The organism is Kluyvera sp. CHPC 1.251, from assembly GCF_036759945.1.
GTDB classification, from domain to species: Bacteria; Pseudomonadota; Gammaproteobacteria; order Enterobacterales; family Enterobacteriaceae; genus Kluyvera; species Kluyvera sichuanensis.
Window position 1 is genome coordinate 101351 of record NZ_JAPKIC010000012.1, and the last position, 15176, is coordinate 116526.

Annotated in this window: 12 protein-coding genes; 5 read left to right on the top strand and 7 right to left on the bottom strand. The window is 55.4% G+C overall.

Annotated elements, in window-relative coordinates:
- Nucleotides 1-133 precede the first annotated feature (133 nt).
- Nucleotides 134-988: a DUF3289 family protein gene (locus V6940_RS19925; protein ID WP_333497038.1), complete on the top strand. Its 855-nt coding sequence runs from the start codon at nt 134-136 to the stop codon at nt 986-988.
- On the top strand, nt 985-1509 hold the full coding sequence (locus V6940_RS19930; protein ID WP_333497039.1) for a DUF943 family protein: 525 nt from the start codon (nt 985-987) through the stop codon (nt 1507-1509). The genes V6940_RS19925 and V6940_RS19930 overlap by 4 nt, the downstream gene beginning before the upstream one ends.
- A gap of 39 nt (nt 1510-1548) precedes the next feature.
- On the opposite strand, the gene V6940_RS19935 is transcribed toward V6940_RS19930, so the two are convergent.
- The 3 genes from V6940_RS19935 to pepA all read right to left on the bottom strand — a co-directional run bounded on the left by V6940_RS19935 (nt 1549) and on the right by pepA (nt 6472).
- Nucleotides 1549-4404, bottom strand: coding sequence for a valine--tRNA ligase (locus V6940_RS19935; RefSeq protein ID WP_333497040.1), 2856 nt, complete (start codon nt 4402-4404; stop codon nt 1549-1551).
- Complete coding sequence (gene holC, locus V6940_RS19940; protein ID WP_035892786.1) at nt 4404-4847, bottom strand: DNA polymerase III subunit chi; 444 nt, start codon at nt 4845-4847, stop codon at nt 4404-4406. Before holC ends, V6940_RS19935 begins: the two co-directional genes overlap by 1 nt.
- Nucleotides 4848-4960: 113 nt before the next feature.
- The gene (gene pepA, locus V6940_RS19945) at nt 4961-6472 is read right to left on the bottom strand and encodes a leucyl aminopeptidase (RefSeq protein ID WP_035892787.1); all 1512 of its coding nucleotides are present in this window, start codon (nt 6470-6472) and stop codon (nt 4961-4963) included.
- Between the two features lie 267 nt (nt 6473-6739).
- Here pepA and lptF point away from each other — a divergent pair, with 267 nt between their 5' ends.
- Both lptF and lptG read left to right on the top strand, forming a co-directional pair.
- The gene (gene lptF / locus V6940_RS19950) at nt 6740-7840 is read left to right on the top strand and encodes an LPS export ABC transporter permease LptF (RefSeq protein ID WP_333497041.1); all 1101 of its coding nucleotides are present in this window, start codon (nt 6740-6742) and stop codon (nt 7838-7840) included.
- On the top strand, nt 7840-8922 hold the full coding sequence (gene lptG, locus V6940_RS19955) for an LPS export ABC transporter permease LptG (RefSeq protein WP_333497042.1): 1083 nt from the start codon (nt 7840-7842) through the stop codon (nt 8920-8922). Before lptF ends, lptG begins: the two co-directional genes overlap by 1 nt.
- 173 nt (nt 8923-9095) lie before the next feature.
- Here the strand turns inward: lptG and V6940_RS19960 are convergent, their stop codons facing one another.
- Nucleotides 9096-10595: a helicase HerA-like C-terminal domain-containing protein gene (locus tag V6940_RS19960; RefSeq protein ID WP_035892791.1), complete on the bottom strand. Its 1500-nt coding sequence runs from the start codon at nt 10593-10595 to the stop codon at nt 9096-9098.
- A 135-nt stretch (nt 10596-10730) separates the two neighbouring features.
- On the opposite strand from V6940_RS19960, the gene V6940_RS19965 reads away from it, so the two are divergent.
- Nucleotides 10731-12368 (top strand): dihydroxyacetone kinase subunit DhaK, encoded by a 1638-nt coding sequence (locus V6940_RS19965; RefSeq protein WP_333497043.1) that lies wholly within the window; start codon nt 10731-10733, stop codon nt 12366-12368.
- 42 nt (nt 12369-12410) lie between these two features.
- Here V6940_RS19965 and ahr read toward each other — a convergent pair whose 3' ends face one another.
- The 3 genes from ahr to V6940_RS19980 form a co-directional block, all read right to left on the bottom strand.
- Nucleotides 12411-13430, bottom strand: a complete 1020-nt coding sequence (gene ahr, locus V6940_RS19970; RefSeq protein ID WP_123651094.1) for an NADPH-dependent aldehyde reductase Ahr — start codon at nt 13428-13430, stop codon at nt 12411-12413.
- Between the two features lie 74 nt (nt 13431-13504).
- Nucleotides 13505-14086 carry a class I SAM-dependent methyltransferase gene (locus tag V6940_RS19975; RefSeq protein WP_333497044.1) on the bottom strand — a complete coding sequence of 194 codons (582 nt, stop codon included), beginning with the start codon at nt 14084-14086 and terminating at the stop codon, nt 13505-13507.
- Nucleotides 14086-15099: an HNH endonuclease domain-containing protein gene (locus V6940_RS19980; RefSeq protein WP_333497047.1), complete on the bottom strand. Its 1014-nt coding sequence runs from the start codon at nt 15097-15099 to the stop codon at nt 14086-14088. The genes V6940_RS19975 and V6940_RS19980 overlap by 1 nt, the downstream gene beginning before the upstream one ends.
- Between the last annotated feature and the right edge of the window lie 77 nt (nt 15100-15176).

A 15176-nucleotide genomic window follows, 5' to 3' on the forward strand; every position in this document is an offset into this window, starting at 1 on the left:
GTTATTATCTGTGGAGAAAATTTCATCATTAGAGCGTTATTTCCGTTGTTTTGATCAATTTTCATTATTTGAAATTACCTTAATTTATTTCTCCAACATAAACGTGTGGTGCTATTTATTAGGGTTATAGGTTATGAATGGGAATGTTTACTTATCAATGAGTCTGCCCTGCGAGATTTTTTCTACGTTCCATCGCTTCGAAAATTATTATATTGATGATATGCAATGTGGTGATATGGATGATTGGGACTTTCAGAAATTGGAATTGGTGGATATCTCGGCACGAGTTGACCCATTCAAGTGTTTGCAATTTGAAACGATGTCTTCATTTAATATCCATACCCTGGACTTCCCCCATCAGAAACTGCAAGGGAGACCGATTAGTCGCCAGCAATGTGCTGATATTATGTTTGATGAGATGAAAGCGCTATCGTCACAATTCGCCACCGGGCAGTATGCGCCTCTTATCGGTAAGTTGATTGATCATTTTCATTATGGCAACGGACAGCCATGGACTGGTGAACTTCTGAATCGCGCGTATACAGAGGTTGTTAGTGGCGTTGGGACACGCGATATGTTGGTCAAAATTCAGGAGGCAATAAATGAACGGTTGTATTTAAAACGACAGGCAAGCTTAGGGTATGATTTTTTTTCGAAACTTAACGAATCAATAAAAGAAAAATCAAGGCTACCAAAATTTAACCGCTTCGTTGACAGATTTAATGGATTAGGGATCAGCGTACATGATATTTATGCGCAAAAAGTTAGTCTTGTTCGATTACAGCGTTATGCTATGTCATGGGATGGGTTGCTTTCCTTTAAAGGACAGGATCATTTTGGCCTTGGTAAAGAAGATATTACTAATGCTCTCTATGAAAAATTTCGTTTTTTTCGTATCTGGTTTTTTCTACAACGTCATCGTGATTATGCTTACAGACCGTTCATGACAAATTTTAGTACTCATATTAGTATTAATGGTGGGATATGAGAACTAAATATAATTTGGTTATCGCTAGTTTGATAGTAGTGGTCTGCGGTTATCTGCTCTGGACCCAGAGACCGGTGACGATCATTCGGGCAGGAAATCAGATTGAATATGATCCTCTCTTTTTACATGGGCTTGATGGCGGTATGAAACCTGTATCTAGTGAATCAGATTTTTATTTTATTGTCGTCGACCATTTTCCATTAACCGAGTGGGGGCGAATCCATTGGTATTGGAAGCATAAAGATGAGTTAAAGGAAAAATATCATATTCCCATCAGTGCTTCCTATAACATTACCTTTTGGGATATAGGACATGGGTTTACCAGTATTCAGAAATCTGGAGATAGTGACCTTCATTGTTTTCCCCCCAGAGAGAACGAAAAAGAACATTGCCTTGAAAAAAATTGGCTTTTAAATGTGGAATATGATGCGGGGGACTATGAGAGATTTTCTTTCGATGATAGCGAGTATTACTGGATCACCATGCCAGATGGGAAGCTTGTGAGAATAAAAGGCGCATAAAATAAAACGCCGGAGAACTTCTCCGGCGTTTCCATAACATTACAGCGCGGCGATGACCGCCTGCTGCTCAATCAGCTTCGCTTTCGCTTCCGCGTAACCGTCCAGCTTCTCACGCTCTTTAGCAATGACCGCTTCCGGTGCGCGAGCAACGAAACCTTCGTTGGAGAGCTTGCCTTCGATACGGGCAATCTCACCTTCGATTTTCGCCACTTCTTTTGCCAGACGCGCCAGCTCATCTTCTTTGTTGATGAGGCCAGCCATCGGGATCAGCAGCTCGGCGCCGTCGATGATTTTGGTCACGGAAACCGGACCTTTGTCATCGGCTGGCAGCACGGTGATGCTTTCCAGACGGGCCAGGTTCAGCAGGAAGCTACGGTTGTCGTTCACGCGACGCATCGCGTCAGCGCTGCAACCACGCAGCAACAGCTCCAGCGGTTTGCCTGGGGCAATGTTCATTTCCGCACGGATGTTACGTACGGCAACGATCGCCTGCTTCAGCCATTCGGTATCGGCCAGCGCAGCTTCATCAACCTGGGCCGCGTTATATTCCGGGAACGGCTGCAGCATGATGGTATCTGCGGTGTTGCCGCAAATGACTTTCACGCGCTGCCAGATGGTCTCGGTGATGAATGGAATAATCGGGTGCGCCAGGCGCAGCAGACCTTCCAGCACGGTGACCAGCGTATTGCGGGTACCGCGCAGTTCAGACTCGGAACCACCGGTCATTACCGGCTTAGTCAGCTCCAGATACCAGTCACAGAACTGGTTCCAGGTGAACTCGTACAGGATGCCCGCGGCGATATCGAAGCGGAAGTTATCCAGCGCTTCGCGGTACGCTTTCACGGTCTGGTTGAATTCAGCCAGGATCCAGCGGTCAGCCAGAGACAGGGTCATTTCGCCGCCGTTGAAGCCGCAATCCTGATCTTCGGTGTTCATCAGCACGAAGCGGCTGGCGTTCCACAGCTTGTTACAGAAGTTACGGTAACCTTCCAGACGCTTCATATCCCAGTTGATGTCGCGGCCAGTAGAAGCCAGCGCTGCCAGGGTGAAACGCAGGGCGTCGGTGCCGTGCGGCTCGATGCCGTCCGGGAACTGTTTCTCGGTACGTTTGGCAATTTTCTCAGCCAGCTGCGGCTGCATCATGTTGCCGGTACGTTTTTCCAGCAGATCTGCCAGGGAGATACCGTCGACCATATCCAGCGGGTCGATAACGTTACCTTTGGACTTGGACATCTTCTGGCCTTCGTCGTCACGAATCAGACCGGTCATGTAGACGGTCTTGAACGGAACCTGTGGCTTGCCGTTTTCATCTTTGATGAAGTGCATGGTCATCATGATCATGCGGGCAATCCAGAAGAAGATGATGTCGAAGCCGGAAACCATCACGCTGGTTGGGTGGAACTGACGCAGCGCGTCGGTGTTTTCCGGCCAGCCGAGGGTAGAGAAAGTCCACAGCGCGGAGGAGAACCAGGTATCCAGAACGTCTTCGTCCTGACGCAGCGCAACGTCGGCGCCGAGGTTGTTTTCCTGACGCACTTCGTCTTCGGTGCGGCCAACGTAGACGTTGCCGTCGTTGTCATACCATGCCGGAATACGGTGACCCCACCACAGCTGACGGGAGATACACCAGTCCTGAATATCGCGCATCCAGGAGAAGTACATGTTTTCGTACTGTTTTGGTACGAACTGAATGTCGCCGTTCTCAACCGCTTCAACCGCCGGTTTTGCCAGCACGTCGGCACGGACGTACCACTGGTCGGTCAGCATTGGCTCGATAACCACGCCGCCACGGTCGCCGTAAGGAACGGTCAGATCGTGAGGTTTGATCTCTTCCAGCAGGCCCATCGCATCAATGGCAGCCACGATCGCTTTACGCGCAGCAAAACGTTCCAGCTTTTGGAACTCAGCCGGGATAGCGTTGGCGTAAACGTCAGACTCTTCGCCCTTGGTGTCGTAGACTTCTGCGGTTTCACGGATGTCGCCATCAAAGGTCAGAATGTTGATCATTGGCAGCGCGTGACGACGACCCACTTCATAGTCGTTAAAGTCGTGCGCAGGGGTGATCTTCACGCAGCCGGTGCCTTTTTCCATATCGGCGTGTTCGTCGCCCACGATAGGAATACGGCGGTCAACCAGCGGCAGAACAACGAATTTGCCGATCAGATCTTTGTAGCGCGGATCTTCCGGGTTCACGGCCACGCCGGTATCGCCCAGAATGGTTTCCGGACGGGTGGTTGCTACAACCAGGTAATCTTTACCGTCTGCGGTTTTCGCGCCGTCGGCCAGCGGATAGCGGATGTGCCACATCGAGCCTTTAGACTCGCGGTTTTCCACTTCCAGGTCAGAGATGGCGGTGCGCAGTTTCGGGTCCCAGTTTACCAGGCGTTTGCCACGGTAAATCAGGTCTTCTTTGTACAGGCGGACAAAGACTTCTTTCACGGCATTGGAAAGGCCTTCGTCCATGGTGAAGCGCTCGCGCTCCCAGTCAACAGAGTTGCCGAGACGGCGCATCTGACGGGTAATGGTGCCGCCGGATTCCGCTTTCCACTGCCAGATTTTGTCGATGAAGGCATCGCGACCGTAGTCGTGACGAGTTTTACCTTCTTCCGCGGCAATCTTACGCTCAACCACCATCTGGGTAGCGATACCCGCGTGGTCGGTACCCGCCTGCCACAGGGTGTTTTTACCCTGCATGCGCTGGTAGCGAATCATGGTGTCCATGATGGTTTGCTGGAAAGCATGACCCATATGCAAACTGCCGGTGACGTTCGGCGGCGGGATCATGATGCAGAAGGACTCTTTGCTTTCGTCGCCGTTAGGCTTGAAATAGCCCTGCTGTTCCCAGTGCTCGTAAAGCGGCTGTTCGATATCTTGCGGGTTATATGTCTTTTCCATTATTTCCAGGTTGCCGTATTCAGGTTAAAACCAGCCACGCGGTAGGCTTTGTAGCGATCGCGTGCGAGTTGTTTCAGAGTTTCTTCGTAAGGGACGAAGTCTACCACTTCTGTGAAAGCGGTGGCAAAATCTGCAAAGTTTACCCGCAGACTTATCAGTATATCCCGTGGGCTGCTGTTGCGCTTGGCAGGCCAGGCTATCTCCACCGGCGCACCGCCTCTTGGGCCTTCGCCCGCCAGATTATGCGGCACAAAACTGTCCGGAGGACGGCTCCACAGGGCTTCATCCAGGCGAATGGCCTGCTGCTCGTCTTCGCAGGCGATCAGCACGCGCTTGCCTGCGCGCCAACGTTCTGCGGCAATTTCACACACCAGTTGCTCGACGGCGCTGAGGTCGTCGACGGTGGTGTCATTGTCCAGAAGATAGAACGTCGCATTCTTCATATATGGGGCTTCTTGTGATGGATTTAAATCGCCCCCTGACACCCTTCCCGAACACGGGGAAAGTCAGTCCCCTCTCCCCAGTGGGGAGAGGGTGAGGGTGAGGGGGTTATGCCTTACTCTTCGCCGTTAAAACCCGCGCGGTTCAGCAGGAACTGCGACAGCAGCGCGACCGGACGGCCGGTTGCGCCTTTGGCCTTGCCGGAACGCCATGCGGTGCCGGCGATGTCCAGGTGCGCCCAGTTGTACTTACGGGTAAAGCGCGCCAGGAAGCAGCCCGCGGTGATAGCACCACCAGGACGGCCGCCGATGTTAGCCATATCCGCGAAGTTAGACTCCAGCTGTTCCTGATACTCATCGCCCAGCGGCAGACGCCACGCGCGATCGCCAGCCTGCTCGGACGCGCCAATCAGCTCGTGCGCCAGCGGGTTGTGGTTCGACATCAGGCCGGTGATGTGATGGCCCAGGGCAATCACGCAGGCACCGGTCAGCGTTGCCACGTCGATAACCGCTTCTGGCTCGAAGCGCTCAACATAGGTCAGAACGTCGCACAGCACCAGACGGCCTTCGGCGTCGGTGTTCAGCACTTCAACGGTCTGGCCGGACATGGTGGTCAGTACGTCACCCGGACGATACGCGCGCCCGCCAGGCATGTTTTCACAGCCCGCCAGCACGCCGATCACGTTGATTGGCAACTGTAGCTCCGCGACCATACGCATCACGCCGTACACCGCCGCTGCGCCGCACATGTCGTACTTCATCTCGTCCATGCCTTCGGCAGGCTTGATGGAGATACCGCCGGAGTCGAAGGTCAGGCCTTTACCAACCAGTACGATTGGGCGAACGTCTTCGGAAGCCACGCCTTTATACTCGATGACCGACATCAGCGATTCGTTCTGCGAACCGTTGCCGACCGCGAGGTAGGAGTGCATGCCCAGCTCTTTCATCTGCTGTTCGCCGATGACGCGGGTGATGACGTTTTTGCTGTAGCTGTCTGCAAGCTGACGCGCCTGAGAGGCCAGGTAGGCCGCATTACAGATGTTTGGCGGCATGTTGCCGAGGTCTTTCGCTGCTTTGATACCGGCAGCAATCGCCAGACCGTGCTGGATAGCACGTTCGCCGCTGGTCAGCTCACGGCGGGTTGGCACATTGAAGACCATTTTACGCAGCGGGCGACGCGGCTCGCTTTTGTTGGTTTTAAGCTGGTCGAAGCTGTACAGCGTCTCTTTTGCCGTCTCAACCGCCTGGCGTACTTTCCAGTAGTTATTGCGGCCTTTAACGTGCAGTTCAGTCAGGAAGCAGACGGCTTCCATTGAACCGGTGTCATTCAGGGTGTTAATGGTTTTCTGAATGACCTGCTTGTACTGGCGCTCGTCGAGCTCGCGCTCTTTACCGCAACCAATCAGCAGAATACGTTCTGACAGCACGTTTGGTACGTGGTGCAGCAATAAGGTCTGCCCCGGTTTGCCTTCCAGTTCGCCGCGACGCAGCAGCGCACTGATATAGCCGTCGCTGATTTTATCGAGCTGTTCGGCGATAGGAGAAAGGCGGCGTGGTTCGAATACGCCCACGACGATACAGGCACTCCGCTGCTTCTCCGGGCTACCACTTTTTACACTGAACTCCATGCACTACGCTCCTGAATCTTAAAGACAACGGCGGTGGCTACGGATAGAATTGCAAGCTTACGTAACTCATTTCCGCTGTTGCGGTGACTTCGTGTTAATCTTAACGTTATTACGGTCCTGGCACGTCAGAACAAGTCCTGAAACGTGAAGCCGCTGAGTCATTTAATCTTAGCGATGTTTTCGACGACTCAAGAGAATAAATGACGTTTAAGCCATGAAACAAGCTATTTTCCTGCAATAAGACGGGTTTTTACGGGCGTATTTATAGTGATAATCATACGATATCTGGTGCGGGAGACGCTTAAAAGCCAGCTTGCCATCCTCTTCATCCTGCTTTTGATCTTTTTCTGTCAGAAACTGGTGAGGATCCTTGGCGCGGCGGTCGATGGTGATATCCCGACAAACCTCGTGCTCTCATTGCTCGGGCTCGGCGTGCCTGAAATGGCGCAGCTTATCCTACCGCTGAGTCTGTTCCTGGGTCTTCTGATGACCCTGGGTAAACTGTATACCGAAAGTGAAATCACGGTGATGCACGCCTGCGGCCTGAGTAAAGCCGTGCTGGTGAAAGCGGCGATGGTCCTCGCGCTGTTTACCGGCATCGTTGCTGCTGTCAACGTGATGTGGGCGGGGCCGTGGTCGTCTCGCCATCAGGATGAAGTGCTCGCCGAAGCTAAAGCCAACCCCGGTATGGCGGCGCTGGCGCAGGGCCAGTTCCAGCAGTCTACCGATGGTAACGCGGTGTTATTCATTGAAGGCGTGAATGGTGCAAGCTTCCATGACGTTTTCCTGGCGCAGCTCCGGCCGAAAGGCACCGCGCGCCCTTCCGTGGTGGTGGCCGACACCGGCCAGCTCTCGCAGCGTAAAGACGGCTCTCAGGTGGTGACCTTAAATCAGGGTACCCGCTTTGAAGGTACCGCGATGCTGCGTGATTTCCGCATTACCGATTTTAAAAACTACCAGGCGATTATTGGTCATCAGACCGTTGCCGCAGACCCGACCGATACCGAACAGATGAGCATGACCACGCTGTGGAACACGGATAATGACCGTGCTCGCGCGGAGCTGCATTGGCGTATCACGCTGGTGCTGACGGTCTTTATTATGGCGCTGATGGTGGTACCGCTTAGCGTGGTGAATCCACGTCAGGGTCGCGTGCTGTCGATGCTTCCCGCTATGCTGCTGTATCTGGTGTTCTTCCTGCTGCAGACGTCGCTGAAGTCGAATGCGGGCAAAGGCAAAATCGACCCGGCGATATGGATGTGGGCGGTCAACCTGGCGTACATCGCGCTGGCCGTCATGCTGAACCTGTGGGATACCGTCCCGATGCGCCGTGTTCGCGCCCGTTTTACGCATAAAGGAGCGGTGTAATGCAGCCATTCGGTGTACTTGACCGCTATATCGGTAAAACTATTTTCACCACCATCATGATGACGCTGTTCATGCTGGTGTCGCTGTCCGGCATTATCAAGTTCGTTGACCAGTTGAAGAAAGCCGGGCAGGGGAGCTATGACGCACTAGGTGCGGGCATTTATACCCTGCTCAGCGTACCGAAAGACGTGCAGATCTTCTTCCCGATGGCGGCACTGCTTGGTGCGCTGCTCGGCCTGGGGATGCTGGCTCAGCGTAGTGAACTGGTGGTGATGCAGGCTTCCGGTTTTACCCGCTTCCAGGTGGCGCTCTCGGTAATGAAAACCGCTATCCCGCTGGTGCTGTTGACCATGGCAATGGGCGAGTGGGTTGCTCCGCAGGGCGAGCAGATGGCGCGTAACTATCGTGCTCAGCAGATGTACGGTGGCTCTTTACTCTCTACCCAGCAGGGCATGTGGGCGAAAGACGGCCACAACTTTGTCTACATCGAGCGCGTAAAGGGCACCGATGAGCTGGGTGGTGTGAGCATCTACTCCTTCAATAATGAGCGTCGCCTGCAGTCCGTACGCTATGCGGCCAGCGCGAAGTTCGATCAGGAGCAGAAAGAGTGGCGCCTGTCGCAGGTGGATGAATCTAACCTGACGGACCCAAAACAGATTACCGGCTCGCAAACGGTAAGCGGTACCTGGAAAACTACGCTGACGCCGGATAAGCTCGGCGTGGTGGCGCTGGACCCGGATGCGCTCTCTATCAGCGGCCTGCACAACTACGTGAAGTATCTACAGGCCAGCGGCCAGGATCCCGGTCGCTATCAGCTCAATATGTGGAGCAAAATCTTCCAGCCGCTCTCCGTGGCGGTAATGATGCTGATGGCGCTGTCGTTCATCTTTGGCCCGCTACGTAGCGTGCCGATGGGTGTGCGCGTGGTGACGGGGATTAGCTTCGGCTTTGTGTTCTACGTCCTCGACCAGATCTTCGGCCCGCTGACGCTGGTATACGGTATCCCGCCGATCATCGGGGCGCTGCTGCCAAGCGCTAGCTTCTTCCTGATAAGCCTCTGGCTAATGATGCGAAAAGCCTGACCCCTACTGTAGCCCGGCCGAGCGAATGCGACGCCGGGTTTTTTATGCCTGAAATTTCTGTATTCCTTTGGAACATCTGTGTTATCCCCGGGCTCGCATTCGCTAGCCCGGGCTACGAGTCGTAGGCCGGATAAGGCGTTTACGCCGCCATCCGGCAAACCGGCGATGACGAACTAACGTCGCCGCCCACCCAGCAGGCTACCCAACATCCCGCGTACAATCTGGTTTGTTACCTGACGCACGGCGCTTTTCGCTGCCGTTTGCACCAGACCATCGTGCTTGCCGCCGCGCGGCCCGGTGGTGCCGAAGATAATATCTTTCAGCCCACCAAGGATGCCGTCATCAGCGCTTTGCTGGCCTTTAGCGGGCGGTGCGTCCGCCTGACCGGCGCTGTTCTGCACCCCTTTTTGCAGCATCTCGAACGCTGATTCACGGTCAATCTCATCTTCATACTTACCGTACAGCGGTGAGTTATTAATAAGACCATTTCGCTCGTCGTCGGTCACCGGCCCCATACGTGAACACGGCGCGATAACCATCGCCCGCTCAACGATGGACGGACTGCCTTTGGCATCGAGGAACGAAATCAGCGCCTCGCCGGTACCCAGTTCCTGAATCGCCTGCTCAGTATTAAACGCTGGGTTAGCGCGCATAGTTTGCGCCGCCGTCTTCACCGCTTTCTGATCTTTCGGCGTAAAGGCGCGCAGCGCGTGCTGCACGCGGTTGCCTAGCTGGCCCAGCACCGCATCGGGAATATCCGACGGGTTCTGCGACACAAAGTAGACGCCTACGCCCTTAGAGCGAATCAGGCGGATCACCTGCTCGATTTTATCCAGCAGCACCTGCGGCGCATCGCTAAACAGCAGGTGCGCTTCATCGAAGAAGAAGACCAGCTTCGGTTTTTCGAGGTCGCCCGCTTCCGGCAACTGCTCGTAAAGCTCGGAGAGCATCCACAGCAGGCTGGCGGCGTAGAGCTTCGGCATCTGGTAGAGCTTCTCTGCGCTGAGGATATTGATGATGCCTTTACCGTTGCTGTCGGTGCGCATCCAGTCTTTGATGTCGAGCATCGGCTCACCGAAGAAGTGCTCGGCACCTTGTTGTTCCAGCGTCAGCAGCCCGCGCTGGATGGCACCGACGGAGGCGGTACTGATATTGCCGTACTGGTTCTGGAAGGATTTGGCGTTATCGCCGATGTACTGGGTGATGGCCCGCAGGTCTTTGAAATCCAGTAATAGCAGGCCCTGATCGTCAGCGATGCGGAAGATAATATTCAGCACCCCGGACTGCACCTCGTTGAGGTTAAGCAGGCGAGCCAGCAGCAGCGGGCCGAGATCGGAGACCGTGGCGCGAACCGGGTGGCCTTTTTCACCGAAGATATCCCACACCACCACCGGGTTAGCATGCGGTTCCCAGTCGGTCACACCGATATTATTCAGGCGCGTCATTAGCTTTTCTGAGGCCTGGCCTTCCTCTGCCACGCCGGTCAGGTCGCCTTTCACATCCGCCATAAAGACCGGCACGCCAATCTCCGAGAACGACTCGGCCATTTTTTGCAGGGTAACGGTTTTCCCGGTGCCGGTGGCGCCGGTAATCAGCCCGTGACGGTTGGCCATATTGGGCAGCAGTTCAAGCTGCTTGTCCTGGGTGCGTGCGATAAGCAAAGGTGCGCTCATGGGTAATCCTCCATTTATTCTGCGTCGAGTATAGGCAAAACAACGACATCTCGCGGCAGTAAATTGTCTGTTTTGCGGCGCGTTATCCAGCGCCGACTATGCTTTGCATACGGTTTACTTTTTTTTTGGAATGCTATGTCCAGATTCTTCTTTAACGAGCGCAAACACCTTGTGGATGATGCGCTTGAAGGCTTAGTGTTGTCCGCACCTCACGCGAACCTGGTGCGATTGGATATCGACCCGGCGATTCGTATCGTCGCCCGCAGCGACTGGGATAAAAGCCGGGTGGCGATCATCTCCGGCGGCGGCTCCGGCCACGAACCGGCGCATGCGGGGTTTGTCGGCAGGGGCATGCTCACCGCTGCCGTATGTGGTGATCTCTTTGCCTCACCGAGCGTTGATGCGGTGCTGAACGCCATCGTGGCGGTAACTGGCGATCGTGGCTGTCTGCTGATCGTCAAAAACTACACCGGCGACCGCCTCAACTTTGGCCTTGCCGCCGAGAAGGCCAAGCGCTACGGCCTGAAGGTTGAGATGGTGATTGTCGCCGACGACGTTGCGCTGCCGGATAACAAACAGCCGCGCGGCATTGCGGGCACGGCGCTGGTGCATAAAGTCGCGGGCTACGCGGCAGAGCAGGGAAAATCGCTCAGCGAAGTACACGAGATAGCCCAGCAGGCGAGCCGCGGCGTATTCAGCCTGGGGCTGGCGATGGAGACCTGCAATTTACCCGGCGGCGAGACCGAAGACCGCATTAAGCCCGGTCAGGTGGAGCTGGGGCTCGGTATTCACGGCGAGCCCGGCGCTTCGACGGTCAGCAGCCATAACAGCAAACAGCTGATCGGCACGCTGGTTGAGACCCTGAAAGCCTCTGCGGGTGACAACCGCGTAGCGGTGTTGATCAACAACCTGGGCGGCGTGTCGGAGCTTGAGATGGCGCTGCTCGCCAAAGAGCTCGCGCACTCCGCGCTGCGTGAACAGATAGCCTATCTGATTGGCCCGGCGACGCTGGTCAGCTCGCTCGATATGAAGGGCTTCTCGCTCTCGCTGATTGTTCTGAATCAGGCCATTGAAGAGGCGCTGCTGGCCGACGTTGAGACCAGCGGTTGGGTAAAAGCCGTGGCCTTTGCGCCGCTGAGAACCCTGACGCATGCCAAAGTACACGACGCGCTGGAGGTACAACCGTCGGAGAACCCGCAGGTGCATGCGCTGGTGGCGCAGGCCACCCAAACGCTGTTGGGTTTAGAAAACCGCCTGAACGCGCTGGATGCCAAAGTAGGCGACGGCGATACCGGCTCGACCTTTGCGCTGGGGGCGCAGGATGTCGCTACGCTGCTCAAGCAGAACGTGCTGCCGCTGAACAACCCGGCGCAGCTTCTACAGCTGATTGGCGAACGTCTGGCAACGGTAATGGGCGGCTCCAGCGGCGTACTGATGTCGCTGTTCTTCACCGCCGCCGGGCAGGCGCTGGCGCAGGGCGAACCGCTGGCGAATGCGCTACTGGCCGGGTTAAAGCAGATGAAGTTCTACGGCGGTGCCGCACCCGGCGACCGTACGTTAATCGATGCCCTGCAACCGGCGCTAGAAGCGCTGCGTGATAAAGGGCTGGCAGAAGCGATTGCGGCAGCACAGCAGGGTGCTGACAGCACGGCGACGATGCAAAAAGCGAAAGCGGGGCGCGCGTCGTACGTGAACAGCGACAACCTGAACGGCGTGCCGGACCCTGGTGCCGTTGCCGTAGCGGAAGTCTTCGCAGCCTTCGCAAAAGCGTAACGACGAAGAGAAGAACCGGCGGCAGAACGCCGCCGGAAAACTTCAGAAATCAGCCTTCAGCACCACGCGGTAACGGGCTTTACCGTCACGCACGTGCTGGATGGCATCGTTGATTTTCGACATCGGGAACAGCTCGGTAATTGGCGCGACTTTGCTGCGACCGGCAAACTTCATCAGCTTGCGCAGTTCGAACGGGTTACCCGTTGCCGAACCAGAGACGCTGCGGTCGCCGCCAATCAGGGTAAACGCCGGTACCGGCAGCGGCGTCAGTACCGCGCCGACGGTGTGGAAGTTGCCGCCCGAGGCCAGCGCTTCGAAGTACGGCTGCCAGTTCAGGTCGACGTTGACGGTGTTGATGATCAGGTCAAACTGACCCGCCAGCTCTTTGAGTGCTTCCGGAGAACGGCTGTTAACCACATGGTCTGCACCCATCGCCCGCACTTCCTGCTCTTTCGATGGATTGGAGCTGAACGCTGTAACTTCAGCACCCATCGCGCGCAGCAGTTTAATGGCGATATGCCCCAGACCACCAATCCCAATCACCCCTACGCGGCTGGTGGCGGTAACGTGATGCATCAGCAGCGGTTTAAAGACGGTAATCCCGCCGCACAGCATCGGGCCTGCGGTTTCGATATCAATGTTGTCCGGCAGTGGAATAACCCATTGCCAGTCGGCGCGCAGCTTATCGGCAAAGCCGCCGTGGTTGAGGATGGTCGGCACCGAGCCTTCGGTACAGTTAATCTGGTTGCCATCGATACAGGCATCGCAGTGGCCGCAGCTTCGCGCCGTCCAGCCAATGCCCACGCGCTGACCAATCTTCAGCCCCTTACTCTGCGCCGCGCTGCCCAGCGCCACCACGTGACCAATCACCTCGTGGCCGGCAACCAGCGGATATTGAGAGAACCCCCATTCGTTGTCGATCATCGACAGGTCCGAGTGGCAGATCCCGCAGTAATCCACTTTCACCTCAACGTCTTCCGGCAGCAGCTCCCCGGCATCGTATTCCCAGACTTCCAGTTCTGCCCCGGCATTTTTCGCGGCGTAGCTTTTTATTATGGACATCGTGTATCTCTCAGTGTGGTGTTGAACTGAGAGTGTAGAGCATGTGGGGGCGGGGCGCTTGGCGGAAGGGGGGATTAAGAACGCTTCTGTAACAGTGCGTTTAACCACATCTCGCTGCGATCGGGACGCTTGTCTTCCGTTATCCAGTGACCGACAAGTGTGATGTCCGCAAGCCCTGCCAGCAGAGTATTCAGCCCTTGTTCATTGAGATCGGTAAAGTGGCGGCCATCTTTGACTCGCTCGCCGTCACCATACTTAAAGGAGACATACCAGATGCCGCCAGGCTTAAGCGCTCGCGCCAGTTTTGCCATAGCATCCGGCAACTCGGCGGCGCTGACGTGCAGCAGCGAGGCGCAGCACCAGATGCCGTCGTAACGGTTAACGGCATCGACGTCGCTAAAGGTTATTTGTTTAACCGACAGCCCAGTATGCTGGCTGGCAAGCTTTGCCATTTCCACCGTCGCATCGAACGCCTCAACCTGATAGCCCTGCTGTAAAAACGCTTTGCTATCGCGCCCGGAGCCGCATCCGGCATCCAGGAGCAAGCCACCTTGCGGGACGTGATCCAGAAAAGGCGTATAAAGCGAACGCATATCGACATTGACCGTTGAGTTAAAAAAATCGTCGGCGTGGTGCTGGTAGTATTCAAGCGTCATCAGAAAGTATCCGTTCCCTGTGCGACAGGTTCCCATTGGTGAAAAAGGACTTGTAGCGCATCGTTCCAGCTAGTGGCCAGGAATTTTTCGCGCTGCGCCGTCGCCGTTCCGGTTTGTCGGATCAACGTTTCGCGTAGCGGCAGGTGGCTATTGATAAAGTACTCGTTTCTATTGTGCAGGCGTGAAAGCAGCTTGCGGGACGGCAGGCGTGCGAACTTGCCTTTCTCGCCCCGGTTGCACTCCTTGCATGCCAGCACCAGATTCCAGACGCCATTCACGTTACGCACCTGTTCACGCGCGCTCCACGGGATAAAGTGGTCGACGTCAGCAAACTGTTCATCGCCCGGTTGTAGGCTGATGGGCGCATAGCAGTAGAAGCAGCGCCCCTTCTGGTAGCCGTTGAGGCTATCGCGACAGCTCGAGATGGCCACGCGGCGATCGCTACTGCGGCTAAACAGCATCTGATCGTTATCGTCGTACTCCACGTTGATAAGCTGGCTGGAGATATTCATCGCCCACGCCTGCTCTACCAGGCTCCAGCGCGCGTTGGTTTCAAAGCTGAGGTTTTGGTACTGCAAGCGCTCACCCAGACGGTAAAAATTCTCCGTCAGGCGGATGCCCTTATGGGTTTTGCGCTCACCGATAAAAAAACGTTTCTCAATCTCGCCCTGATTCACGTTGTGGAAGGCATCAATCACATTGTTGAACCCCTGACGCACCGTAATCGCCGTTAACGCATCGCGGCTGATTTCCCCCGCGTTGAACTGCGAACAGGCGCTAATAAACTGGCTGCTGCGCGAGGTTATCTGCTTAGGCGCATGCTGCAGATGGCGACAGAGATGATCGCTGAACGGCACCGCCAGATCGTCCAGCAAGATCAGATCGCTACCTTCAGGTTTGAGATCGTACAGCGCATGCGCCAGCGCGAACTTATAGGACGCGACGTTTTTGCCGAAGAGAATAATCCCGCGCCAGTAGTTCTCCAGCGTGGGTTCAACCTGATAGAAGCGCATAGCGATGCCCTGAGCACAATGGGACTTTGTTGAATAAATCGAACTTTTGCTGAGTTGAAGGATCAGATCACGCATCT